This window comes from Vibrio tritonius, assembly GCF_001547935.1.
GTDB classification, from domain to species: Bacteria; Pseudomonadota; Gammaproteobacteria; order Enterobacterales; family Vibrionaceae; genus Vibrio; species Vibrio tritonius.
Window position 1 is genome coordinate 3,129,420 of sequence record NZ_AP014635.1, and the last position, 24,803, is coordinate 3,154,222.

Sequence of the window (24,803 nt, forward strand, 5' to 3'; positions counted from 1 at the left end):
CCCCATAGTCAATAAAAAAACGCTGACAGGTTACCCTGTCAGCGTTTTCTAACTCACTATTCCCTAAAGGAATTTATGCGAAAGCTATCTTAGTGTGAACAGCCACAACCGCCTTTACCGCCACAGCAACCTTCGTCGCCATGATCATGGTCGTGACCGTGGCCACCACAACAACCTTCGTGATCATGGTCATGATGATGACCGTGAGCGCTATGAACATGGCCATGTGCCAATTCTTCTTCTGATGCTGCGCGTACTGCTACAACTTCAACATCAAATGTTAGTGTGTGACCAGCCAGCATGTGGTTACCGTCAACCACCACTTCGTCACCATCAACTTCTGTAATTTCAACAGGGATAGGACCTTGGTCAGTATCCGCTAGGAAACGCATACCAACTTCAAGAGTGTCTACACCTTGGAATACTTCAGCAGGAACACGTTGAACAAGGTCATCGCTGTGCTCACCGTAAGCGTCTTCTGGAGAGATAGTCGCAGTAAATTTATCACCCGCTGCTTTACCTTCCAATTCACGCTCTAACCCAATGATTAGGTTGTCATTACCGTGTAGGTACTCAAGAGGGGCTTCAGTTGTTGATTGATCAACAACCACGCCATCTTCAAGTTTTACTTGGTAAGCCAGAGCGACTACCACGTTCTTTTCAATTTTCATAAAAGCTCCAAGGAGTGTATTGCTCTCAGATCCTCATTTGGATCTAAGCGTAAAATGAGATGGCCGTTATTATGAAGATCATCGCCAGAAACACAATTACTCTGGCTTAAAAATTCCGATCATCTGTTCACTGGCTCGACTTGTTTGTTCCATCGATTTAGGTTTACGCTGTTCAGAATAGCCGCACTCGACACATTCAACCAGCTCGATATTATTTTCGATCCACCAGCGAAGTGTATCCTGAGTGTGGCAAGAAGGACAATTAGCCCCAGCAATAAAGCGTTTTTTTTGTTTCAAAATCTAATTTACTCCCGATCCCAATGCTCGCGAGAGCGGCGTTCATTTTCCATTTCTTGACCAAATATCTCTTCTAACTCTTGGCGTGCCTCTTTAGCTCGCAATGAAAGTTTTTTATCTTCCATGTGATATGGCAAGAGCTGAGTTAGCATAGCAGTATCTAATCGACGAAAATGTGCTTCGGCTCGTTTTGCTTTGTAAGGATGCATTCCCAATGCTTGTAATGTCTCACGACCAAGCTCCAAAGCACCCAAAAAAGTCTCGCGAGAATAGCCAGCGACTTCATGATTGATCAATTGATATGCCTCAACTCGGCTACGGGCACGCGCCAATATTTTCAATTGCGGGAAATGGTGCTTACACAGCTCAACAATTTTCATTACTTCGTCAGGAGCATCGGTACAAATAACAATTGCCTCTGCTTTTTCTGCCCCTGCTGCGCGTAGTAACTCCAAATTAGCCGCATCGCCATAAAAAACCTGATAACCAAATTTACGCAGTAACCGTATTTGGCTAGCATCACTTTCAAGCACAGTAACATCGATTTTATTTGCAAACATCAAACGACCAACAATCTGACCGAATCGGCCAAACCCGGCGATAATGACACGTGGTTCCCTGTCTTCAACATCAGAGGCAAGCGACTCTTCTTTATCGAGTTTGTAATCATTTAATTCACGAGCAAACCAACGCCGCTGAGCGGCCAGTAACAAGGGGGTTGTTAACATAGATAAACTGACAATAACCAACATCATCGAGACTTGGTCAGACGTTAGTAATTCGTTAGATCGTGCCGCAGTATAAATAACAAAGGCAAACTCCCCACCTTGACTTAAAATCGCTGCCATATTGCTGCGGGCTTTGGCACCAGTACCAGCCAAACGAGCTAGCAGATATAAAATAAGGCCCTTACTCATGACCAGAGCGACCACCGAACCAACAATCAACCAAGGCTCAATGATCAGCAAGCCCAAATCAACCGACATTCCTACCGCAATAAAAAATAGGCCTAACAGCAAACCTTTAAATGGTTCCACCGCAATTTCGAGCTCATGGCGAAATTCGCTTTCTGCTAATAGAACCCCAGCGATAAATGCGCCAAGTGCCATGGATAAACCGAGATGCTGCATCATCAGAGCAATACCGATCACCAATAACAGAGCGGCGATAGAAAAAATCTCACGTACACCGCTAAGGATAATGTAGCGAAAGATAGGATTGAGCAAATAGTGCCCCCCCACCATCAGTCCCACAATACCAGCGAGCATCCAAACACCGTCCAACCAAGTCATCGCGGAATTGCCAACTAAAAGGGGCATCAAAGCAAGCACTGGAATCACTGCAATATCTTGGAACAGTAAAACTGAAAATGCGGTTTGGCCAGTTTCGCTATGAGACAAGTCGTGCTCTTCTAATAAACGTAAAGCTATCGCGGTTGAAGACATGGCAAGCCCAACTCCAATCACCAAACTCGTTCGCCAATCTACGCCAAACAAAGAAATCACGCTGGCTAATAGCGCGGATGTCACGACAACCTGAGCACCACCTAAACCGAGAATAGGAATACGCATTTGCCACAGTTTTTTAGGGTTAAGCTCTAAACCAATCAAAAACAGTAATAACACCACGCCAAACTCGGCAAAATGCAAAGTAGCATCGACATCATTAATCAGCCCCAATCCCCAAGGGCCGATCACGACTCCCGCTAGCAAATAACCAATGACCGATCCTAAACCGGCCCTTTGCGCCAAAGGAACAGCTACTACAGCAGCTGCAAGAAATACGGCGCCACTTTGTAATAAATCACTTGTCGTCGATACCATCGCGACTCCTTAATGGTTCCAGAGGATCCTTTAACCATAAACGGTATAACTCTGCGTGTTGATAACGCTCCAAGTCCGTCACATTACGCGACCAATACAGAACCAAAGGTTCAATCCAATGCATTTGACATAATGAAGCCGTCAGTTCGAAAGGCTTTAAGAGCTCATGGAGAGGAAAGCGATTATACCCAGAGGCATCAAATGCTTCTTTTCTCCCACCGGTGGTAATAACGCTGCGCCAAAACTTCCCTTTAAGTGCATTCGAATGACCAAATGCAAAGTCCTTACCTAACACAGAATCGATCCACTCTTTTAACAGTGAAGGGCAAGAATACATATACAGTGGATGCTGAAAAACGATCACATCATGGGCAAGCAAGCGTTGGTGCTCGGCATGAACATCAATAAAAAAGTCTGGATACGTAGCGTAAAGATCCACCACGGTAACATGCTCTAACTCGCGTACTTTTTTAAGCAAAATACGGTTAGCGATCGATTGTTCTGGATCGGGGTGAGCGTACAACACAAGCACTTTCGGAAGTCTACTTCCTTGAGGAAACGGCGTGGTCATCCTTGAATTCATCTCCGCTATGTTATTCATTTGTTAATAGAATCATAACGCAAAATGCATAATGATCGACATTTATCCTTATAACCCCTACTATTCCTCGCGCAAACCTGAGGAAAACAAAGTTTATGATTATCTTCTCTGACATTCAGTTACTCCGTGGCGGTAAACCTCTACTTGATGGGGCATCAGCAACGATTCATCCAGGCGATAAAGTAGGTCTGGTCGGTAAAAACGGTTGTGGTAAATCAACCCTGTTCGCTTTGCTAAAAGATGAACTTTCTATCGATGCTGGTTCAATGAACTTCCCATCTAACTGGGAACTTGCTTGGGTAGCACAAGAAACTCCAGCACTAGAACGCACCGCACTGGATTATGTGATTGATGGCGATCGAGAGTATCGTGAACTAGAACGTCAACTCCTGCAGGCTGAAGCTGACGACAACGGCACACTCGTGGCAGAACTACACGGAAAAATCGAGACAGTTGGTGGTTACAGTATTCAAGCGCGCGCTGCAGAACTACTTAATGGCCTTGGGTTTAGCCAAGAACAGATGCAATGGAATCTCACCCAATTTTCTGGTGGTTGGCGAATGCGTCTCAACTTGGCACAAGCGCTACTGTGTCGCTCAGATTTACTGCTTCTCGATGAACCGACCAACCACTTAGACCTCGATGCGGTGATGTGGCTGGAGCGATGGTTACAAACTTATTCAGGTACTTTGGTCATTATTTCCCACGACCGTGACTTTCTTGATCCTATCGTCGGGCGCATTATCCATATCGAAAACGAAAAGATGAATGAGTACACCGGTAACTATTCCTCTTTTGAGGGACAGCGCGCACAAAAAATGATGCAACAACAAGCCTCATTTGAAAAACAACAAAAACAGATGGCGCACATGCAAAGCTACATCGATCGCTTCCGGTACAAAGCCTCAAAAGCGCGCCAAGCACAGAGCCGGATTAAGGCATTAGAAAAACTAGAGAAAGTATTACCGGCTCAGTTTGATAACCCATTTAACTTTGAATTTCGAGTCCCCGATGCCTTACCTAATCCAATTCTGATGATGGATCAAGTCAGTGCCGGTTATGGTGATCATCTCATTCTCGATAAAATTCGCCTTAACCTAGTTCCTGGCAGCCGAATCGGTTTGCTCGGGCGTAACGGCGCGGGTAAATCAACGCTAATCAAACTTCTTTCTGGTGATTTAAAACCGCAAGGTGGTGACCTAACCTATTCACAAGGTGTGAAAATCGGCTACTTTGCCCAGCATCAGTTGGAAACCCTTCATCCGGAAGAGACGCCACTACAGCACATGATGCAAATCGCGCCAGACCAAACAGAGCAACAACTGCGTGATTACCTAGGTAGTTTTGGTTTCCAAGGTGATAAAGCACTCGACCCTGTAGGGCCTTTCTCGGGCGGTGAAAAAGCGCGTCTCGTGTTGGCTTTATTGGTATGGCAAAAACCAAACCTATTGCTGCTTGATGAACCAACCAACCACCTTGATCTCGACATGCGTCAAGCGCTGACTTTAGCACTACAAAGTTACGAAGGCGCGATGGTGATCGTCAGCCATGATCGTTACTTACTGCGCGCGACCACCGATGATCTTTACCTAGTCCATGATCACCAAGTGGCGCCATTTGATGGTGATTTATTAGATTACTACAAGTGGTTAACCGATCATCAAAGAGCCCTACGTAAAGAAGTCGCCACACAAAGTAATCCTAATAAAGACAACACAAACAGTGCTGCTGCGAAGAAAGAACAAAAGCGTCGTGAAGCCGAATTTCGTAAGTTAACCGCTCCAATTCGCAAAAAACTGACCCAACTAGAAACCAAATTAGATAAGCTTAATGCAGTGATCTCTGATGTGGAAAATCAGTTGGCCGAATCCAGCCTGTATGAAGCGCAAAATAAAGCTAAACTTACTGAATTACTCGCCCTTCAAGCCACCAGCAAATCTCAACTTGAAGAAGTAGAAATGGATTGGATGGCAGAACAGGAAACGCTCGAAGCAATGGAACAGGAATTTAATAGTTAATGACCCAAGAGCATGCACACACTTCACTCACATTGGAAAGATTGTGGCAATTCAGTCTGCAATATTACAGTGTGCGAGAAGTAAAAGAGGCATGCTTAAGTCTGCAAAATCAGTTCCACGGTAATGTGAATCTGCTCTTACTGCTTAAATGGTTAGATGAAGAGAAACTGAGTTTTCAGACCGAGCAATGGCCAATCGTCTCCGATTGTCTTGGTCGGTCTGAAGCGCTATTACATCAATACCGAGAATTACGTCGCAAGCTCAAAGGTCATGTCACCGATACCTTATATCGTGAAGCCTTGCAATTTGAGCTGCATCTGGAAAAGCAGCAACAATCCGACTTGGTAGACTGCATTACCACTCAGTTGACGCTCACATCAACTCAGCAACCCGAACTTTGCCAACGATATTGTCGCCAATTAGGCGCCGACAAACTCACGGCTGTTTTTGCTAAACCCGCGCAACCGCAACAGAAAAAACCTTAGCGGTCGTGTAACCTGATGACCGACAGAGCCAATAATGGAATGCCAATGTCTGCCTTTTTGCCACCTTTGGGACTAGCTAACCCACATATCCAAACCTTACTACCACGACTATTTCGTCGTCGTCCTCTGTTTGAACCCATTTGGCAAACACTAGAGACACCTGATAATGATTTTCTCGATTTAGCCTGGAGTGACCCCCCTGAACAAGTGGGTCACAACAACAAACCCATTTTTGTGCTGTTTCACGGTTTAGAAGGCAGTTTCTATAGCCCTTATGCAAATGGGCTGATGCATGCATTTGCTCAGCAAGGTTGGAACTCGGTACTGATGCATTTTAGAGGTTGTAGTGGCCGACCTAATCGCCTTGCTCGCGCCTATCATTCAGGAGAGACGTCAGATGCGCGCTTAGTACTTGAGCATATTCGTCAGACATACCCCAATCGTACGGTTATTGCGGCTGGAGTTTCTCTCGGTGGTAATATGCTGGTTAACTACTTATCCGACTATGCCGATGACCCGATAGTACAAGCTGCAACTGTTATTTCAGCGCCGTTAGATTTGGCTTCTTGCTCAGACCGTATCGAAGTCGGATTTTCTAAGGTGTATCGTAATTACTTGATGAACTCGTTAAAACGAAATGCGCTACTGAAAATCTCGCTCTTGAACGAGCAATTGGGTATTAAGGCCGAACAGATAACAAACCTGCATCGCTTACGTGATTTTGATGATCTAATTACTGCTCCGCTCCATGGTTTTGCCAATGCACAAGATTACTATCAGCGTTGCTCTGGCTTATCCAAATTAACCCATATTTCGATACCGACACTGCTACTACAAGCCAAAGACGATCCATTTATGACCGATAAAGTGGTCCCTACATTTCCTCTTCCCGAGTATGTGCACTATCGCTTACTTGAACATGGTGGTCACGTGGGGTTCGTAAATGGCTCTTTGCTTAAACCACAATGCTGGCTTGAACAAACCCTGCCAAAGCACTACCAATATTTACTCAGTAACGACTAAAAAGTCGGTATTTTTACAACCCATTAATTAACGCAAGAGTGGTAAAAACCATTCATGTTAGAGGTTTTTATGAACATCCCTTGGCAACAAATTGCCCCAGAAACGTTAGATAACTTGATTCGTGAATTCGTTCTTCGCGAAGGGACCGACTACGGTACACACGAAATCTCGTTGGACACAAAAGTCGAACAAGTTAAAAAACAGCTGCAAGCAGGCGAAGCAGTGATTGTCTACTCAGAACTACATGAAACGGTAGACATACAATTACGCCATGCATAATTGCCAGATGAGAGCAGAACAAACCATGCTATAGTGAATCCACTTAGATTTGGAATTCCCTTAATTAAGGACAACAAGAGACAGGGTTAGTCATGTCAGCGAAACATCCTATTATTGCCGTTACAGGTTCTTCTGGTGCTGGAACAACGACGACATCTGAAGCGTTCCGCAAAATGTTTAACATGATGTCAGTAAGGCCAGCTTGGGTTGAAGGTGACAGTTTTCACCGATTTACCCGTCCAGAAATGGACGTAGAAATTCGCAAAGCGCGCGAACAAGGTCGTCATATCAGTTATTTTGGCCCACAAGCCAATGACTTTCCCACGTTAGAAGAGTTCTTTCGTCAATACGGGAAAGATGGCACAGGCCAAATTCGCCGCTATCTGCATACATTTGACGAGGCTGTACCATACAACCAAATGCCTGGGACATTTACCCCTTGGCAAGATTTGCCAGAAAATACCGATGTATTATTTTACGAAGGTTTACATGGTGGCGTGGTTGATGGCGATGTTAACGTATCACAACATGTCGATTTTTTAATTGGCATGGTACCAATCGTAAACTTAGAGTGGATTCAAAAATACGTTCGAGACACCCGTGACAGAGGGCATTCTCGTGAAGCGGTAATGGATTCTATCGTTCGCTCGATGGACGACTACCTTAATTACATTACCCCGCAGTTTTCTCGAACTCACATTAACTTCCAACGTGTTCCCACGGTGGATACGTCAAACCCATTAAATGCGAAAGGGATTCCAAGTTTAGACGAAAGTTTTGTCGTAATACGCCTTCGTGGCATAAAAAACGTCGATTTCCCTTATCTACTCGCTATGATAGATGGATCATTCATGTCGCGGCATAATACCATTGTGGTTCCTGGTGGAAAAATGGGGTTTGCGATGGAATTGATTGTCCGCCCAATCCTGCAACAACTGATAGAAAGCGGTAAAATTGGCTAATTCATCACATGTAATTTTCGCTTACTTTTCATACCGTGATCATAAGCACGTTTTTGCGCAATAAATCGGCCAAACGACACGATTAAAGTCAAGAAATTAGTAATGAAAAAGGATACTATTCTTTAACGGAAACAAGATAACTTGCAGTGAATCCAAACTCTTCTTATTCTAGTAGGCCTGAATAAGGCTTCGCTAAAATATGGATAGCGGCAAGCGTACCCTGCAGAGGAAGTGAGATATTATGGTTCTAGGTAAACCTCAAACAGACCCAACATTAGAGTGGTTTCTTTCACACTGTCATATTCACAAATACCCATCAAAAAGCACTTTGATTCATGCGGGTGAGAAGGCAGAAACGCTGTATTACATCGTAAAAGGTTCTGTTGCGGTATTGATTAAAGATGAAGAAGGCAAGGAGATGATCCTTTCCTATCTAAATCAGGGTGATTTTATCGGTGAACTTGGTCTTTTCGAAGAAGGTCAAGAACGTAGCGCCTGGGTTCGAGCAAAATCTCCATGTGAAGTAGCTGAGATTTCATTTAAGAAATTCCGTCAGCTAATTCAAGTTAACCCAGACATTCTAATGCGTCTTTCTGGTCAAATGGCACGTCGCCTACAAGTGACTAGCCAAAAAGTGGGCGATTTAGCCTTCCTTGACGTAACTGGTCGTATTGCTCAGACTCTTTTGAATCTAGCAAAACAACCTGATGCAATGACTCACCCAGACGGTATGCAAATTAAAATTACCCGTCAGGAGATTGGTCAAATCGTTGGTTGTTCACGCGAAACGGTTGGTCGTATTCTTAAGATGCTTGAAGAACAAAACCTTATTTCTGCACACGGCAAAACTATCGTCGTGTACGGCACCCGTTAATTCGTACTAACAAGCAACGAATGAGAAAAACCACCTAATCAGGTGGTTTTTTATTTTTTGAACAGCCAAAGCCTAATACCCGTAGTGGTAATGATGAACGATTACTGGCGATGGGTACTTTCAAAAATCTTATCCGCCGACGCCTCAACAAACCCTTGATAGAGTGTCCCGTCAGCCATGGGATAGCGCTTGGCAAACTCGTAGAATCCGCCCGGCACCATTGCCGTAACATCATCAAAACTCACTTCGACCTTATCCGCCAACGTAGAAGACTGCTCAAGCATAACGTCTGGAGACCCTTTTACTTCCCCTCCAGCCTCATTGATTGCAAAGCCATGACTGCGTAAATGCGCATTCACCTGCTTAACCTCGTCAAACGCACTAAGTTGATTGACACTTACGGTAAAATGATTCGCTCCATACCCATGTGCAGCTAACCATCCTGCGTATTCACTCTCTGCTGCCAAGATTTGATAATCGGTATAACTTAATGACCATGGCCTTCCTTGCCACAAAAAGTCGGGATTAGTAACCTTGGTAACACTATCAAGTAATGGATAAATCAACTTTTGGGCCGGAATACTCAGTTCATCCACCAACAACTCACTAATAAATACCTTAGGTAAGGTTGGATCTGGGTGTTGCAAATGACGCGCATAAAGCTTTTTGGCAGCAAAACGATATTCGCCACCGACTTGGTAGCCTTCAGCTAAAAAGGGCTTCATTAGTACATCTAACCCGAGTTGCGGGCTACGAAAGGTGCGTAGCGCGATGTGATCATTAATTAAAGGTTCGTTTTCTTGCAGCAATTGGTGAACTTTGTCCGCAGATGGACACAAACGGGTAATATAGTCTTGCCATAGATTATCAAACAGTTGGACAGCTCTCATAGCGTCTCCTTATCTGTAAAATAGCGACCCTCTTGCCCTAAGTTCGCCGCCAAATAGAATGATCACAACTCCACACCAGGGCTGAGCTGGGCCGGTAATTGGGTACAATCCCCTTCCATTGATGCCATCGGGTAAGCACAATAGTCCGCCGCATAATAAGCACTTGGACGTAAGTTGCCGGATGCTCCAGGACCACCAAATGGGGCATCACTGCTTGCCCCCGTGAGTTGACGGTTACGGTTTACAATGCCCGCTCGAATATGGTCGATAAAATACTGCCACTCATCCTCTTGCATCGAGATAAGACCGGCGGAAAGGCCAAAACGGGTATTGTTCGCGCCCGCAACCGCCTGTTCCAAACCTTGATAGCGAATCACTTGCAGTAGCGGTCCAAAATATTCTTCATCCGGTAATTCCTCAATTGCAGACACATCGATGATTCCCGGCGTAACAAACGCAGCATGGGTATTCTTGGCTTCGAGTAAAATCTCACCACCCAGTGATTCAAGCCGTTGCTGCGCGTTAACAATATGTTGTGCAGCCTGTACAGATATCATCGTTCCCATAAAAGGTGCTGGCTGGGCAAAAGGCTGATCAATACGCAGTTTCTTGGTCGCCGACACTAAGCGAACTAATAATTGATCACCTTTTTCTCCTACTGGGACAAATAATCTACGCGCGCAGGTACAGCGTTGCCCGGCACTAATGAAGGCTGATTGAATAATGGTATAAATCGCAGCGTCTAACTCGCCAAACTCGGTAGAGACCACCAGCGGGTTATTCCCCCCCATCTCCAGCGCTAACATTTTCCCTGGTTGACCAGCAAATTGGCGGTGAAGCAACTGCCCTATTGCAGCACTCCCAGTGAACAGCAAACCATCAATGCCTTTGGATTGCGCTAATGCCACTCCAGTCTCTTTAGCGCCTTGCACCAAGTTCAACACACCAGCGGGCAACCCAGCTTTTTGCCATAAGCGAACCATCAATTCGCCACTAAGAGGGGTTTGCTCTGAAGGCTTAAACACAATCGTATTCCCGGCAAGTAACGCCGGTATGATATGACCATTAGGTAAATGACAAGGGAAGTTGTAAGGGCCAAATACAGCCATCACACCAATCGGACGATGACGCAGAACAACTTGATTACCGTTCACCTCTTTGGCGCGCTCCCCGGTTCGTTCCTGATAAGCTTGAATAGAAATAGCGACTTTGCCCACCATAGCCGCCGCCTCGGTACGTGTTTCCCATAATGGCTTACCCGTCTCTTTCGCGATGGTTTCTGCTATCAACTCACTGTTTTCTTTTACAGTTTCAGCGAACGTTAACATCAACGCTTCCCGCTCAGAAAAAGGACGATTTTTCCACGTGACAAAAGCTTCTCGAGCCGCTTGTACGGCTAACTCAACTTGAGATAGGGTTGCGCCAAAGCCTTGCCAAAGCACATCGCCATGATAAGGGCTGACTGAAGCAAATGCTTCTCCTTGACCTTCAATCCACTGTCCTGCAATCCACTGAGTCATCTTCAACTCCTTTTCTGTTTACTGCGCGAGCACCCGCACAAAATCACCACTTTCGACGCCTAAAGCTTCGGCCACATCCGGCGCCAAAATAGCGCTATGATTTTCAAGACTCACCGCCGCTTTTGCCGCAGTTGCACGAAAATGCCGAAATGACGTATTGGCAATCAGGTAATCTTGGGAGCTAGTATGGTCTGCTACTTGTACTTTCAGTCGTTGCGAATGACGTATCGACTCTATATGGTCTCTATCACACTCAACTGTTGGGCCGGCATCAAAAATGTCCACATAGTTCCGACAAACAAACCCTTCTTTTTCCAGCAAGCGTAAGGCAGGTTTAGTGTTGTCATGGACCTGACCAATGACGGCTTGCGCTTCTTTACTTAACAGATTGATATAAATCGGTAATTTAGGCATAAGATCAGCGATAAATCCCTTATTACCGATCCCAGTTAAATAGTCTGCCATCGAAAAATCGATAGAAAAGAAGTGCTGCTGTAACCATTGCCAAAATGGTGAATTGCCTTCTTCATCAGAAACACCTCGCATTTCTGCAAAAATGGTTTTAGAGAAGCGTTCAGGATGTTCCGCCAACATCAAAAAGCGGCATTTAGACATTAAGCGACCGTTGAGGCCTTGACGAAATTGAGGGCGTAAGAAGAGTGTGCAGATTTCGCTGCAACCAGTGTAGTTATTGCCAAGAGTCAGTAACTTAACAACGTTTTTAACTTTAAGACGACGTGAAGAATGAACAATAGTGCTGATGTGATAAGAATAACAAGGCACATCCCAACCCACGGCAGCTTCGATACCAGTGGTTCCCGCAATTTCGCCAGTATCACTGTCAAAGCCAACCATCAAATAGCCTTCGTCACTGGGTTCATTGACATCAAGTTTGGCAAAACTGTATTCGGAATGTTGAATCCGAGTTTTTAACATCTCCTCATTGACGGGGAGTGAAGTAAATCCATAACCCGACTCCACAGCACAAGTGTGGAGCGCTTCATAATCAGACATAGCAATAGGGCGAACAACTAGCATCAATATTCCCTCCAGATGCTAAGGGCCCGAATATCGGGCCCTACCTAGTCTATCGCCATGAGCGCGATGTTCTCATATAGCTCGATGGCGATACCCAGCTCACACTAAAGTCGCAATTGCAGAATCTAGGCGAGCTAAACCTTCTGCGATATCTTGTTCTGGAATGATCAAAGATGGAGTAAAACGTAATACGTTAGGACCGGCAACTAACATCATCAAGCCAGCTTTACCTGCAGCCACTAACACATCACGCGCTCGACCTTCCCATTTTTCATTCAGTGCCGCGCCAATGAGCAAGCCTTTGCCACGCACTTCACTGAAGATATCGTATTTTTGATGAATTTTTTCTAATCCAGCACGAAATAGCGCTTCACGTGCTTTCACCCCAGCCAAGGTTTCTGGCTGACTAATAATATTGACAGCAGCTTCTGCCACAGCACACGCCAACGGGTTACCGCCATACGTCGAACCGTGCACTCCCACTTTAAAGTGAGAAGCGATGTCTGTGGTTGTCAAAATCGCACCAATCGGGAAGCCAGCGCCAAGAGATTTAGCCGTGCTCAAAATATCTGGCGTCACACCCAAACCTTGGTAAGCATAGAAATCCCCAGTACGACCATTACCGGTTTGCACTTCATCGAAAATCAACAGTGCATTATGTTTATCACATAGTTCACGAACCGTTTGCACAAATTCATCGCTTGGAGAAACGATACCACCTTCACCTTGCAAAGGCTCCATCATTACCGCACACGTTTTATCAGACATGTGAGCTTTAAGTGCCTCAATGTCGTTATAAGGAATATGGGTAACGTCAGAAGGTTTGGGACCGAAACCGTCTGAATAGTTCGATTGCCCACCGACGGTTACAGTAAAGAAAGTGCGTCCATGGAAACCTTGTACAAAGGCAATGATTTCTGATTTCTCAGGGCCGAAATTATCAGCAGCATAACGGCGAGCCAGCTTCAATGCAGCTTCATTGGCTTCCGCGCCTGAGTTTGCAAAAAACACTTTTTCAGCAAACGTAAGGTCAGTCAGCTTTTTAGCCAAACGTAGGGCGGGTTCGTTCGTCATCACATTACTTAAATGCCAGACTTTATTCGCTTGTTCCGTCAACGCCTTAACCGCGGCTGGATGGCAATGTCCTAAACAGCTCACTGCAATACCGCCAGCGAAGTCGATATACTCTTTACCTTCTTGATCCCAGAGGCGAGAACCTTCCCCTTTTACTGGGATAAATTCCATTGGGCTGTAACAAGGCACCATCACCTCGTCAAATAAACCGCGTTCTACTTTCTGTTCTACTGTCATTGCACATCCCCTCCCAATACGAATGCTGTGCTAATGAGCAACTACTTATATTTTAGTCGATATATAAGATTTTATATTGCGAATAAGCGTCACTAGCATTGTATTTACAAAATATTAACCAATTCAATAGTGGTATATTCTGTAAGCAAATCACCATTGCATTCACTCACTGCCACACATGACTATTTATGCACTAATAATAAGAATTTATGAAGCACTTTTCATCACTTAAATAAAAAATTATTTAAAAACTCAGGCTTAAAGGGGAAGTGATCGGAATAGACAAATGTATTGCGAATAAGTTTTCATTTAAGAAAACCCAATAAAATCGCAGAAAAATTAATCAAAAAGGTGATCACCTTCTTAATTTTTAATCTATTAGCTGCGATTAAGATGGAGGGTTAGCGGCGCAAAAAATTGGCAAGTAATTCATGCCCTTGCTCAGTTTTAATCGACTCGGGGTGAAACTGCACCGCATCAATCGGTAGTGTGCGATGTTGGTAACCCATGATCTCGTCCATTTCACCGTTGGCATTGACTGTCCACGCCGTAATTTCAAAACAATCAGGAAGAGAATCTGTTTCTACAATCAGGGAATGATAACGTGTAACGGTCAATGGCATGTTCAAACCAAAAAATACACTCTTATTGTTATGGCAAATTGGGGAGGTTTTACCATGCATAACCTGTCGAGCCCTCACCACTTTGCCACCAAACGCTTGCGCAATGGCTTGATGACCCAAACAAACGCCCAATAACGGAAGCTTCCCTGCAAAATGACGAATCGCCTGCAAAGATATCCCCGCTTCGTTAGGTGTACATGGCCCAGGTGAAATAACCAAATGACTGGGGGCTAATGCTTCAATCTCTTCAATCGTGATTTCATCATTACGAACCACCTTTACCTCAGCCCCCAATTCACAAAAGTACTGGTATAGGTTGTAAGTAAACGAGTCGTAGTTATCAATAATCAGTAGCACCGGCTTAATCCACTCAATAGAATTCGCCGACTATTGTGCCTCGAAGAACCATAAAGGCAAGTGTTCATCTATTTCATGATGTGCTTTTCACTGAACTTTTATATCGGCATCCCCCTATGAGCTCAAGCTGTAGAATTCAGAACATCATCAACGCGTACCGAGCAAGCTCAATTACGCTAAGAATGGTTAGCAAAAGACAAAAAAAAGCCCCAGCATAAGCTGGGGCGCAAGGTATTGTTAGCGGTTCAACCAATGACCGAATATTAGATCGAGTAAACATCGAATAGAGAATGGCCGACATTCCTGTGCCACACTTTGCTGAAACTGGAGTTCTAATACCGCTGGATCATGGTCAGAAGCTCGGTAGATATCCTGATAACGTGGGAAGTCTGCGCTCTTATACTCATCGTTGTAATCAAACAAGGTCGATTCTGCCGCATTAATGTGCCAATCCGTTGCATCAACCACGTATTTACGCAAGGTTGGACTAATTAAGATGTGGTCTAGCGTCCCCACTTCATCATTATACGAATAGCTCCAACTATCAGGATGCAGCGCCGCAACAATATTTTGATATCCGTAATTGTCTGTGACTTGAGCACCGTCATCACCAAACTGCTCTTTACCATCGATATAGGTATTTCGAGCTGCATGGATTGTCTTACCGTATTTTTCAACTGAATAATCGGTAAGCACTAAGATAGGGTCCTCTTTTGCGTAAGAGTTCATGTCACCTAAGATGACTTTGTCACCAGCAAGCTGATTGAGCGCATCACCAAGAGCCACCGCTGCCGCGACACGGAAATTCTCACAGTTACCTTGATAATCCGCATCATCGCCACCTTGCCCTCCTTCAGCAACGGGGGCCATGTCTTCCCAACAAGCAGAACCTTTGGATTTGAGATGGTTAACGGCGACCGTCAAACGATGGCGACTCTCTTTGACGATAAAGGTTGGTGCTATCGTGTCTCGTTGCTCATTTTTTCCATCTTCAACCACACTCCCCTCATCATCATAAACAGCTGGGGCAATTTGTTTTGGCATCGGAATAATGCGTGAGGACTCGAGTTCAACTTTTGCAGGTCGGTAAATCAAACCAACGGTAATAGCATCGGTGCCCACAGAATCATTTTCGTCGGCGACACCATCTTGATTCGTATCGAAAGCAAGATATTGGTAATGCTTATCTGCATCCGATATACCACTATTAATCGTCGACACCAGTTGGCCAATAGCACTGTTGTCGCCAAAGCCGTTATTTTCTATCTCCATTAAACCCACAATATCTGCGTCTAATTGAGTGATCGCTTTGGCTATTTTTGCTTGTTGGATTTCAAACTCTTGATAATTATCCGCACCACGATTACTACCATGTTGATTAGCATTACCGCCAAATGGAGAATTGAAATAATTCAACACATTAAAGGAGGCAACTCTTAAATTACCGGCCTTTAATTCAGGAGATGAAGTTCGTGGGGAGTGGTGAACAATATGACTATTATCTATCTCATTAGTCACAATCAGTCGATATTCATCATAACTGTAGGCAATGACACCCTCTAAGCCACTAATAGCATCATTCACCCGTAAATAATCTTCTGTCGAACCATTTTGATCAATATCGGTTAAACCAAAAGTTGGATAATACGGTATTTTCTCGTTATCAACCTTTTGATCTGATTCAATAAATAGCCGACGTTGCACATTAGCTTCATGCTCTGATTGAGCCTTTGTTGAACCTGCAACATAACGTTGATTAGGTTGATAATTCATTGAACCTTGTGCAAGCACCATATTGTTACGACTGGCGTCATAATCGTAGCTAAAGGTTCTCGCTATACGCATATCTAATGACTTAGGCAACCTGACTAACATGCCTTCATAGCGTTCTAATACATCGCGCAGCGAACCATCACTGGTTGAATTAAAGACAATATCTTGAGCAACAGGGGCGTCTTGTTGACTCAAAACCGTCCACTGCTTATCTGCAACGGCAAGTTCAGTCACACCATAGTATTCTTTGACCGTCCCTTGTGTACAAACAACATCACCAGGCTGTAAATCAGAAGAAGACTTACCGGTATAAACAAATAAACCTTCTGAGGTTTTATCGTTATTATCAGCGGTAACAGATTGAAGATAAAACCCTTTTGTTAGACCAGTTGTCACAGCGCTCACCACACCACGAACAAAATACTGCTGGTCAGAGCTATCGCTGTCATCGGCGACAAGAGGCGAGCGACTTCCCTCACCTTGGATATCATGGATAGAAGTGAAGGTGGGTTCAGAACCATCACTCAACGTGCAGGAAAAGAGCGGTGTCGAATCATCACCCTGCTCACCAAATGAACCCAACCCAGTTAAGTTGTCTTTTTCTAACTCATCCCATTGGTTGCTATCAAACTCAACAGAGCCTGCCGTGACAGTAGACTGACGAACTAAAGAGACATCTTTACCCCAATATTCAGAGCTACCAGAAACACCAACAATATCAACCAGCGCATCTTGGTAAAACAAGCCTACCGCATCATTACCATTAAAATTCGTTACCGAATTATTCAGCAAATCAGCAATGGCTGTTATTGACGTTTCAGCTTTAGAGTGAGCAATAACAATAGTTTTACCGGCATCAAGCGTAATACCAGCGAGTGACAAATTTGAATTCCAATCAGTTGAGCCATTGGTCGCCTTTTTTAATTGGTAATCATCTAAAGAAATGGATGTATTACCCGTATTAGCAATTTCAATCGCTTTGTTATAACTACTACCTTCAACATATTGAGAAATAATCACATCCGCGTGTGACGATGCAGCAAATATCAACCCCATAGTTGATATAAGAAGCCGTTTTCCCCTTTCCATAACCACCTCGTATTAATGCATTCTGTTTGTATGAGTGAGAGTTAATAATATGTCACACATAGCATAACAATTTGATTACTACGTATTCTGTTTTATTAATAGTGGATATTACTTCCAAAACAAAGGTCAATTGGGTGTAGTATTATTTACAGCCAACAAAAAACCGGCCTTAGCCGGTTTTTTGTTTTATAGAGAAACGCTTATGGGCGCGAGACAAAACCCACCGCTTCATATACTTTTTGCAATGTCGGATGCGCTTTCGCTGACGCTTTTTCTGCACCAGCTCGCATCACGTCTTGCAAGTACCCAAGATCATTACGAACACGTTGATATTCAGCTTGAACAGGCTCAAGCATGGCTACAATCGCCTCACCCACGTCTTTCTTGAATGGGCCATACATTTCAACGCCAGCGTACTGTGCTTCGATCTCTGCAAAAGTTTTACCTGTTGCTGCAGAGTAAAGACCCATAAGGTTAGCAATGCCCGCCTTGTTTTCCACATCGTAAGCAATACGAGGTGGTGTTTCTGCATCCGTTTGCGCTTTATTGATTTTCTTGATAATCGATTTAGGGTCTTCCAGAAGAGTAATCACATTCTTACGGTTGTCATCCGATTTCGACATTTTCTTCGTCGCATCTTGCAGGCTCATTACACGCGCATTGACCTGTGGAATGTACGGTTCTGGAATAGTGAAAATTGGATTTTCTGGGCTGTAAATATTGTTAAAGCGAGTCGCAATATCACGCGCCAATTCTAGGTGTTGTTTTTGATCACTACCAACTGGCACTTGGTGAGCACCATAAAGCAGGATATCCGCAGCCATCAGCACTGGGTAATCGTAAAGACCCACGTTGACGTCATTCGCGTAGCGAGCCGCTTTATCTTTAAACTGAGTCATACGATTCAGTTCACCCATTTGGGTATAACAGTTAAGAAGCCATCCTAGTTGAGCATGCTCAGGAACGTGTGATTGAACAAATAGCGTGCTCTTTTTCGGATCAACACCAACTGCCAAACATACCGCTAACGCATCCAATGTAGCTTCGTGCAATGCTTTTGGATCTTGGCGTACCGTGATGGCATGAAGGTCTACAACACAGTACTGACAGTCGTAGTCGTCCTGCATCTGTTGCCATTGACGTAGAGCACCCAGGTAGTTACCGATACTAAGTTCACCTGAAGGTTGAACACCACTCAATACGATGGGTTTGCTCATGAGAATGATTTCCTTGTTATATAAATAAGAAGTAAAACGGATACTGAAATAAAAATGAATACTAGGCAACTACAGCTAAGAGGCAGTAGTTTTTAACAATGGTTTTAAACCATAGTCCTAACCAATGTCTTCCCTAGTAATAAAGCCGCGTTAATTGCATAAAACGCGGCTTTGCCAGTGTACTCATTGACGAGTATTTTACTAGTGCAAAAATGAACTTTAAGCGCGAATTTCCAGCACATTCAGCAGTTCACCGATATCATCGGCAACAAAATCAGGTTGAGAGTCAGAGATTGGCTCACCATGGTTATAGCCATAAGTCAGACCAAATGAGCGACAACCAGCATTTTTAGCCGCCAGAATATCGTTCTTTGAATCACCTACCATCAGCATTTGCTCAGGAGAAACTTGATGTTTTTCCATTAGCCAATTAAGCGCCATTGGATCCGGTTTCTTTTTCTCAAAAGCATCACCACCTAACACATCAGCAAAATATTCGGCAATACCATGCTGTTCAAGAATAGCTGGCACAAACTTAGAAGGTTTATTGGTAATGACCGCCAAAGTAAAACCTTGCTCAGCTAAACGGCATAGAGTCGACTTTACATTACTGTACAAGTGACTGTGTTTATGCCCAGTTTGCTCGTAGAAGTCATCAAATAAAACTCGAGCTTTTTGGCGTAACTCATCACTCAACTCGGCAGACACCTGCAAGCTTTGGCTTAATGCACGACCGATTAAGATATCAGCCCCATTGCCCACATAGTCACGTACTTGAGCCTCACTCACACTTGGGTAACCTAAGGCTTGTACAGCTTGGTCGGCGGCAATAGCTAAATCGGGTACACTATCGAGCAAGGTACCATCCAAATCAAAAGCAATCAGTTTAATGGGTGTCAACATTCCTATCCTATCGTCGAGTTTGATTTACGAACGCTCTGGTAAAGTATCGCATTTAGACTTAGTTACCTGATCAAGCTCAGATCGCATAGCATCGATTACAGCTTTATAATCTGGCTGCCCAAAGATAGCGGAACCAGCAACAAACATATCGGCACCAGCTTCCGCAATTTCGCGGATGTTGTCAATTTTTACACCACCGTCGATTTCGAGACGAATATCATGACCACTGTGGATAATACGCTGACGCACTGCGCGTAGTTTATCTAATGTATGGGGTATAAAGGCTTGACCACCAAAACCAGGATTTACCGACATCAATAAAATCATATCTATTTTATCCATGATGTAGTCTAAGTAATGCAGTGGAGTCGCAGGGTTGAGCACCACGCCGGCTTTGCAACCATGCTCTTTGATCAGTTGTAAAGTACGATCGACGTGTTCTGAAGCTTCAACATGGAAGGTAATCATGGATGCGCCCGCTTTCGCGAAATCAGGAATAATGCGGTCGACAGGCTTCACCATCAAATGCACATCAATTGGAGCAGTGATCCCGTAATCACGCAGAGCCTTACAGATAGGCGCACCAAACGTCAAATTGGGTACGTAGTGGTTATCCATCACATCAAAGTGAATCACATCAGCACCCGCATCGAGTACATTCTGAACATCTTCACCTAAACGAGCTAAATCTGCAGATAAAATGGATGGCGCGATAATAAAATCTTTCATTCCTGACCTCTTAAGGTAATCAATGCAACCTGAACACTCTCGGTTCGCTATTTTACCTAAGGGTCAAGTGAGATCATAGCACTACGCAACCACTGCCTAAATTCTGTGAGTTCGACACCACTCAAACGCTATTTTTTCGAGTGAAAAAGCGCGAGTAACTCATCGACTTTATTACGACCAGCGCCGTTGCGGCTAATCGTTCGCTTCACTTTCACCACATTGAGTTGCGCACCTGTATACAAACGGCGGGTAAGCATGGTGTCATGATTGGAGATTAACACTGGAATACCGCGATCAAACGCGGTGCGCTCAGCAATGACGGCAAGTTTCGCCTGATCATCCAACGTAAAACCGTTGCCAGCGTATGAGGTAAAGTTAGCCGTATTAGACAAAGGCGCATACGGTGGATCGCAATACACCACGCTGTTTGCTTTGGCTAAAGCGAAACTCTCTTCGTAGCCAGTACAAACAAAAGTCGCCCGCTTTGCTTTTTCAGCAAAAAAAACCAACTCATTTTCAGGGAAGTAAGGCTTTTTGTAAGAACCAAAAGGAACATTGAAGCCGCCTTTTTTGTTATAACGACATAACCCGTTAAAACCAAAGCGATTCATGTATAGGAATGCAAGCGAACGATAAAAGGTATCGTCGCTCTCATTGAATGTTTTACGTACATCAAGGTACGCTTCTTTGCGATTGTACTCAGGAGTAAACCAGCGCTTTGCTTCAGTAATATAGCGCTCTGGCTCATTCTTAAGCAGATCATAGAGATTGATCAAATCCGGATTAATATCCGCAAGCACATAGTGCTCAAAATCAGTATTGAGAAATATTGAGCCGGCGCCCACAAAAGGTTCAACTAACTCTTCAGCCTCAGGAAGATGACGTTGTATGTCTTCAACAAGGCTAAATTTACCGCCAGCCCATTTTAAAAAGGCACGCTGCTTCTTCATCTACTGCTCTAATTCAATCACCACCAAATAAGGCTGCGGAATGTAACATATTTTCAGCCTAAGCTCAGGATTATTTCACCCTATCTATCTCACGCTGAACTTGGCTCAACGATTTTGCCCAAGGACCGAGCGCTTGCAAACGTCCAGGCAAAGTTTCAACCGCATCACGGGCGAGTTGGATGGTCGGGTAATTTTCATAAGTAATGATGTACCACTGCGTACCATTGCGCAAAGTTGGATACACATTCACTTTACCCTCTAAACGGTACTGCCCTAGAAACGACTGCACTTCCGGCAAAGATTTTACGGCGGCTAATTGCAATGTATAACTTCTTGGTGACATGGCTTTCAGTTCTTTTTCCGCCAGAACAAATGAACCAGTTGCAGGGGTTACGGGAGAAGTGTCTCTTTCAGCCGTTGGGTCAGTAGATTGTGCTTGCTGTACCACCGAGTCTATCGCAGCAGTATCAGCAGGTTTAGCGTTATTTTCCATTAAAGCATCAACCACATTTGACTCAATAACCACTCGCTGCTGATCATCTTCACTTTGACCAACGCCTACGGAGTTTTCTTTCACATCGGGAGGCAGGGCAGATGAATCATCCACCGAGCCATCATCATAGACTCGTGCTGAAGCAGTCGACGTTGATTCTTTTGTACCTGCAGAGCTAGTTTGCTGCTCACTCTCGACTTGAGCGTTCTCAGCCGATGAAGAAGTTTCACTCTTTAATGTTGGAATTGCAGTTTGCTCTTGCTGTGGCGGAGCAATAGTGTCCGCTAAAGGGGACGAGGTACGATCTAGCGGTGTGGGTTGAGATAGCATCCACCAATACCCTCCACCAATCAAAAGCAATAGAACCAGAACCACAAGAGTAATGTTAAGTGGTGAGGCGATAATAGAACGGATGATAATTCTCTTCTCCGCTTTTTGCTCAGACAAAGCCATGATATCTCCCGGAATGCGTTTTGCCTTTTTATAGGCTTGTCGGGTACGCCGCTCCATAGAGTCATCAATAAAACGCATCACCCGACTTTCAAATAAACGATCCGCTTCTTCCTCGCTCAGCGCTTCAATTTCTAAATCGATGGGCTTCAACTCTTGGCCGTAACTAAGTCGAGTCAAAAGCGGTTCTAGACTATTGGACTGAACAAACAGCACAACGTTCACTGTCCATAACGGATTGGCCTGACTTTCTAAAATCCACATCCAAAGTTCGGAGACAATGGTTTCCGACAGCAGGTGAGCATCGTCGATAACTACGACAATATCGCAACCGGAGTCGGCGTAAAGACGACCGAAGCTCTCTGCAATGGAATCTTTTGGATTGAAAAATGGCTCAGATACGAGCTGAGAAAGAATGGTCGTGCGGTGCTGTTCATCATTTTGGTTAGGGTGACACATGAGTAATGCTTGGTTCTTATCATCAGCCCATTGTTCTAAGTAACGTTGAGCTAACCAAGATTTCCCAGCACCTTGAACACCATAAATATTGACAAGGTTAGAACCAAATCGCGTGAGTAACTGCAATCGTTCCAGCAATTCTGATTGAGATTCTAACTCCAATTCATGTGCCAAATTCATGTGAACACCCTTTATAAACAGTACATTACTGATAATGAAAGGTTTAATCCTAACGGCAAAGATTAATCGCTTGTTCGATTTTCTCTTCTGGGACGCCTTTCACAACTTCGGCGGTTCCAATGCTCGTAGGCAATACCAATCGCAACTCACCAGCCAACACTTTTTTATCGCGCATCATGTGTTTCATGAAATCATCAAACGACATGCTCTCTGGTGTATGTACTGGTAATTTAGCACGTTTAAACAGTGCAATGATGCGGTCTGCTTGCTCTTGTGTGATCATACCCTGCAACTGAGCTGTACGAGCAGCCATTGCTGACCCCGCAGATACAGCCTCACCATGCAGCCAGTTACCATAACCCAGCTCTGCTTCAATTGCATGGCCAAAGGTATGACCCAGATTGAGTAACGCTCTGATTCCAGACTCTTTCTCATCCAAAGCGACAACTTCAGCTTTGATTGAACAGCAGCGGGCAATCGCATAGGTCAATGCTTTTACGTCTAATGCATATAAAGCATCGAGGTTTTCTTCCAACCAAACAAAGAAATCCTGATCGTAAATAACACCGTATTTGATCACTTCAGCCATCCCTGCCGCGAATTCACGTTCAGGTAGGGTCTTTAAGCAATCGGTGTCGATCAACACAGATTTTGGTTGGTAGAATGCACCAATCATGTTTTTACCAAGTGGGTGATTCACTGCGGTTTTTCCACCGACAGAAGAATCCACTTGGGATAACAAAGTGGTTGGAATTTGAATAAAATCGACACCACGTTGGTAACATGCGCTAGCAAATCCCACTAAATCACCTATTACACCACCACCGAGCGCAATAACAACCACATCGCGGCTGTAATTATGTTCGATTAAGTAGGTCATTACGGTGTTAAAAGTATCGAGACTTTTGTATTTCTCACCGTCAGGCAATTCAAGAACCGCAGACTGACAACCGATGTGGTTGAGCATGGCAGTAATTTTATCTGCATACAGAGGGGCGACGGTAACATTAGAAATGACCAACACTTTCTGTTTAGCCGATAAAGAAAGAAGAGCCGGATCATTAAATAACCCGGCACCAATTGAGATTGGGTAACTACGTTCACCTAAGTTGACCGTAATCCGCTCCATGGTATGCACTCCTAAAGCAAGAACAATTAATGTTCTTCTAGCATTTTTACGATCTGGTTGGCTACCACTTTTGCACTTTGATCGTCTGTACGTACAGTAATATCTGCAATTTCTTCGTACAGTGGATTACGTTCTCCAGCTAGAGCTTCCAATACTTCTCGAGGTTGATCTACCTGTAGCAGAGGACGTTTTTTATCGCGGTTGGTTCGCGCCAATTGTTTTTCGATGGTCGTTTCTAGGTAGACGACAACACCACGGGCAGACAGGCGATTACGGTTTTCACGGCTCTTAACAGAACCACCGCCAGTAGCGAGAACAATACCTTGTTGCTCAGTGAGATCGTTGATAACAGCTTCTTCGCGTTTACGGAAGCCTTCTTCACCTTCCACATCAAATACCCAAGCGATATCTGCGCCAGTGCGCTCTTCGATAACAGTATCAGAGTCAACAAACTCCATATGGAGTTGTTGTGCAAGATGTCTACCAATTGTGCTTTTGCCAGCACCCATAGGGCCAACAAGGAAAATATTGCGTTTTTCAGCCATGTTTAGCATTAATTTACAACGTTAATTCAATGACATCGCCACAAGATTCGCTAGACATAGTTCAACGATAGGAATGCTTGCGGCACCTATTCCTCACAGATAATTCGTGATAAG

At 44.3% G+C, this 24,803-nt stretch carries 23 protein-coding genes; 6 read left to right on the plus strand and 17 right to left on the minus strand.

The window, feature by feature from the left end; all coding sequences use genetic code 11:
- Positions 1 to 89: 89 nt before the first annotated feature.
- From slyD to kefG, 4 genes are all read right to left on the minus strand, one after another.
- Positions 90 to 671, minus strand: a complete 582-nt coding sequence (gene slyD / locus JCM16456_RS13920) for a peptidylprolyl isomerase (protein ID WP_068715335.1) — start codon at positions 669 to 671, stop codon at positions 90 to 92.
- Between the two features lie 96 nt (positions 672 to 767).
- The gene (locus JCM16456_RS13925) at positions 768 to 968 is read right to left on the minus strand and encodes a YheV family putative zinc ribbon protein (RefSeq protein WP_068715337.1); all 201 of its coding nucleotides are present in this window, start codon (positions 966 to 968) and stop codon (positions 768 to 770) included.
- An 8-nt stretch (positions 969 to 976) separates the two neighbouring features.
- On the minus strand, positions 977 to 2,791 hold the full coding sequence (gene kefB / locus JCM16456_RS13930) for a glutathione-regulated potassium-efflux system protein KefB (protein WP_068715339.1): 1,815 nt from the start codon (positions 2,789 to 2,791) through the stop codon (positions 977 to 979).
- Positions 2,772 to 3,362, minus strand: coding sequence for a glutathione-regulated potassium-efflux system ancillary protein KefG (kefG, locus tag JCM16456_RS13935; RefSeq protein ID WP_225249931.1), 591 nt, complete (start codon positions 3,360 to 3,362; stop codon positions 2,772 to 2,774). The genes kefB and kefG overlap by 20 nt, the downstream gene beginning before the upstream one ends.
- 125 nt (positions 3,363 to 3,487) lie before the next feature.
- Here kefG and JCM16456_RS13940 point away from each other — a divergent pair, with 125 nt between their 5' ends.
- From JCM16456_RS13940 to crp, 6 genes are all read left to right on the plus strand, one after another.
- On the plus strand, positions 3,488 to 5,410 hold the full coding sequence (locus JCM16456_RS13940) for an ABC transporter ATP-binding protein (RefSeq protein ID WP_068715342.1): 1,923 nt from the start codon (positions 3,488 to 3,490) through the stop codon (positions 5,408 to 5,410).
- The gene (locus JCM16456_RS13945) at positions 5,410 to 5,895 is read left to right on the plus strand and encodes a TIGR02444 family protein (protein ID WP_068715344.1); all 486 of its coding nucleotides are present in this window, start codon (positions 5,410 to 5,412) and stop codon (positions 5,893 to 5,895) included. Before JCM16456_RS13940 ends, JCM16456_RS13945 begins: the two co-directional genes overlap by 1 nt.
- A gap of 45 nt (positions 5,896 to 5,940) precedes the next feature.
- Positions 5,941 to 6,918 (plus strand): hydrolase, encoded by a 978-nt coding sequence (locus JCM16456_RS13950; RefSeq protein ID WP_068715346.1) that lies wholly within the window; start codon positions 5,941 to 5,943, stop codon positions 6,916 to 6,918.
- Positions 6,919 to 6,987: 69 nt separating this feature from the next.
- Complete coding sequence (locus tag JCM16456_RS13955) at positions 6,988 to 7,197, plus strand: YheU family protein (protein WP_068715348.1); 210 nt, start codon at positions 6,988 to 6,990, stop codon at positions 7,195 to 7,197.
- Positions 7,198 to 7,289: 92 nt separating this feature from the next.
- On the plus strand, positions 7,290 to 8,159 hold the full coding sequence (locus tag JCM16456_RS13960; RefSeq protein WP_068715350.1) for a phosphoribulokinase: 870 nt from the start codon (positions 7,290 to 7,292) through the stop codon (positions 8,157 to 8,159).
- A gap of 241 nt (positions 8,160 to 8,400) precedes the next feature.
- Positions 8,401 to 9,033 (plus strand): cAMP-activated global transcriptional regulator CRP, encoded by a 633-nt coding sequence (gene crp, locus JCM16456_RS13965; protein ID WP_068715351.1) that lies wholly within the window; start codon positions 8,401 to 8,403, stop codon positions 9,031 to 9,033.
- Positions 9,034 to 9,134: 101 nt separating this feature from the next.
- On the opposite strand, the gene JCM16456_RS13970 is transcribed toward crp, so the two are convergent.
- The 13 genes from JCM16456_RS13970 to aroK form a co-directional block, all read right to left on the minus strand.
- A complete protein-coding gene (locus JCM16456_RS13970) occupies positions 9,135 to 9,923 on the minus strand; it encodes a DUF1338 domain-containing protein (protein WP_068715353.1) in 789 nt (262 codons plus the stop codon).
- Between the two features lie 62 nt (positions 9,924 to 9,985).
- Positions 9,986 to 11,443 (minus strand): succinylglutamate-semialdehyde dehydrogenase, encoded by a 1,458-nt coding sequence (astD, locus tag JCM16456_RS13975; protein WP_068715355.1) that lies wholly within the window; start codon positions 11,441 to 11,443, stop codon positions 9,986 to 9,988.
- A gap of 18 nt (positions 11,444 to 11,461) precedes the next feature.
- The gene (astA, locus tag JCM16456_RS13980) at positions 11,462 to 12,481 is read right to left on the minus strand and encodes an arginine N-succinyltransferase (protein WP_068715357.1); all 1,020 of its coding nucleotides are present in this window, start codon (positions 12,479 to 12,481) and stop codon (positions 11,462 to 11,464) included.
- Between the two features lie 99 nt (positions 12,482 to 12,580).
- The gene (locus JCM16456_RS13985; protein ID WP_068715359.1) at positions 12,581 to 13,792 is read right to left on the minus strand and encodes an aspartate aminotransferase family protein; all 1,212 of its coding nucleotides are present in this window, start codon (positions 13,790 to 13,792) and stop codon (positions 12,581 to 12,583) included.
- A 401-nt stretch (positions 13,793 to 14,193) separates the two neighbouring features.
- Positions 14,194 to 14,772 (minus strand): aminodeoxychorismate/anthranilate synthase component II, encoded by a 579-nt coding sequence (locus tag JCM16456_RS13990; protein WP_068715361.1) that lies wholly within the window; start codon positions 14,770 to 14,772, stop codon positions 14,194 to 14,196.
- A gap of 237 nt (positions 14,773 to 15,009) precedes the next feature.
- Complete coding sequence (locus JCM16456_RS13995; protein WP_082712306.1) at positions 15,010 to 17,634, minus strand: ExeM/NucH family extracellular endonuclease; 2,625 nt, start codon at positions 17,632 to 17,634, stop codon at positions 15,010 to 15,012.
- Positions 17,635 to 17,834: 200 nt separating this feature from the next.
- Entirely contained in the window at positions 17,835 to 18,851 is a 1,017-nt protein-coding gene (trpS, locus tag JCM16456_RS14000) for a tryptophan--tRNA ligase (protein ID WP_068715365.1), read from the minus strand.
- 219 nt (positions 18,852 to 19,070) lie between these two features.
- Positions 19,071 to 19,751, minus strand: coding sequence for a phosphoglycolate phosphatase (locus JCM16456_RS14005; RefSeq protein WP_179946804.1), 681 nt, complete (start codon positions 19,749 to 19,751; stop codon positions 19,071 to 19,073).
- Between the two features lie 27 nt (positions 19,752 to 19,778).
- Positions 19,779 to 20,483, minus strand: a complete 705-nt coding sequence (gene rpe, locus JCM16456_RS14010; protein WP_068715369.1) for a ribulose-phosphate 3-epimerase — start codon at positions 20,481 to 20,483, stop codon at positions 19,779 to 19,781.
- Between the two features lie 128 nt (positions 20,484 to 20,611).
- Positions 20,612 to 21,433: a Dam family site-specific DNA-(adenine-N6)-methyltransferase gene (locus JCM16456_RS14015; RefSeq protein WP_068715371.1), complete on the minus strand. Its 822-nt coding sequence runs from the start codon at positions 21,431 to 21,433 to the stop codon at positions 20,612 to 20,614.
- Between the two features lie 70 nt (positions 21,434 to 21,503).
- Positions 21,504 to 23,015, minus strand: a complete 1,512-nt coding sequence (locus JCM16456_RS14020; protein WP_068715372.1) for an SPOR domain-containing protein — start codon at positions 23,013 to 23,015, stop codon at positions 21,504 to 21,506.
- A 49-nt stretch (positions 23,016 to 23,064) separates the two neighbouring features.
- Entirely contained in the window at positions 23,065 to 24,144 is a 1,080-nt protein-coding gene (gene aroB / locus JCM16456_RS14025; protein WP_068715375.1) for a 3-dehydroquinate synthase, read from the minus strand.
- Positions 24,145 to 24,170: 26 nt separating this feature from the next.
- Positions 24,171 to 24,689, minus strand: coding sequence for a shikimate kinase AroK (gene aroK / locus JCM16456_RS14030; RefSeq protein WP_068716087.1), 519 nt, complete (start codon positions 24,687 to 24,689; stop codon positions 24,171 to 24,173).
- Positions 24,690 to 24,803 lie beyond the last annotated feature (114 nt).

Coding starts and splice junctions, on each gene's coding strand:
- JCM16456_RS13945 (WP_068715344.1), top strand. CDS start 5,410: ATGACCCAAGAGCATGCACACACTTCACTCACATTGGAAAGATTGTGG.
- kefG (WP_225249931.1), bottom strand. CDS start 3,362: ATGACCACGCCGTTTCCTCAAGGAAGTAGACTTCCGAAAGTGCTTGTG.
- aroB (WP_068715375.1), bottom strand. CDS start 24,144: ATGGAGCGGATTACGGTCAACTTAGGTGAACGTAGTTACCCAATCTCA.
- JCM16456_RS13970 (WP_068715353.1), bottom strand. CDS start 9,923: ATGAGAGCTGTCCAACTGTTTGATAATCTATGGCAAGACTATATTACC.
- slyD (WP_068715335.1), bottom strand. CDS start 671: ATGAAAATTGAAAAGAACGTGGTAGTCGCTCTGGCTTACCAAGTAAAA.
- JCM16456_RS13960 (WP_068715350.1), top strand. CDS start 7,290: ATGTCAGCGAAACATCCTATTATTGCCGTTACAGGTTCTTCTGGTGCT.
- JCM16456_RS14020 (WP_068715372.1), bottom strand. CDS start 23,015: ATGAATTTGGCACATGAATTGGAGTTAGAATCTCAATCAGAATTGCTG.
- astA (WP_068715357.1), bottom strand. CDS start 12,481: ATGCTAGTTGTTCGCCCTATTGCTATGTCTGATTATGAAGCGCTCCAC.
- aroK (WP_068716087.1), bottom strand. CDS start 24,689: ATGGCTGAAAAACGCAATATTTTCCTTGTTGGCCCTATGGGTGCTGGC.
- JCM16456_RS13950 (WP_068715346.1), top strand. CDS start 5,941: ATGTCTGCCTTTTTGCCACCTTTGGGACTAGCTAACCCACATATCCAA.
- JCM16456_RS14015 (WP_068715371.1), bottom strand. CDS start 21,433: ATGAAGAAGCAGCGTGCCTTTTTAAAATGGGCTGGCGGTAAATTTAGC.
- trpS (WP_068715365.1), bottom strand. CDS start 18,851: ATGAGCAAACCCATCGTATTGAGTGGTGTTCAACCTTCAGGTGAACTT.
- astD (WP_068715355.1), bottom strand. CDS start 11,443: ATGACTCAGTGGATTGCAGGACAGTGGATTGAAGGTCAAGGAGAAGCA.
- kefB (WP_068715339.1), bottom strand. CDS start 2,791: ATGGTATCGACGACAAGTGATTTATTACAAAGTGGCGCCGTATTTCTT.
- JCM16456_RS13985 (WP_068715359.1), bottom strand. CDS start 13,792: ATGACAGTAGAACAGAAAGTAGAACGCGGTTTATTTGACGAGGTGATG.
- JCM16456_RS13940 (WP_068715342.1), top strand. CDS start 3,488: ATGATTATCTTCTCTGACATTCAGTTACTCCGTGGCGGTAAACCTCTA.
- crp (WP_068715351.1), top strand. CDS start 8,401: ATGGTTCTAGGTAAACCTCAAACAGACCCAACATTAGAGTGGTTTCTT.
- rpe (WP_068715369.1), bottom strand. CDS start 20,483: ATGAAAGATTTTATTATCGCGCCATCCATTTTATCTGCAGATTTAGCT.
- JCM16456_RS13955 (WP_068715348.1), top strand. CDS start 6,988: ATGAACATCCCTTGGCAACAAATTGCCCCAGAAACGTTAGATAACTTG.
- JCM16456_RS13995 (WP_082712306.1), bottom strand. CDS start 17,634: ATGGAAAGGGGAAAACGGCTTCTTATATCAACTATGGGGTTGATATTT.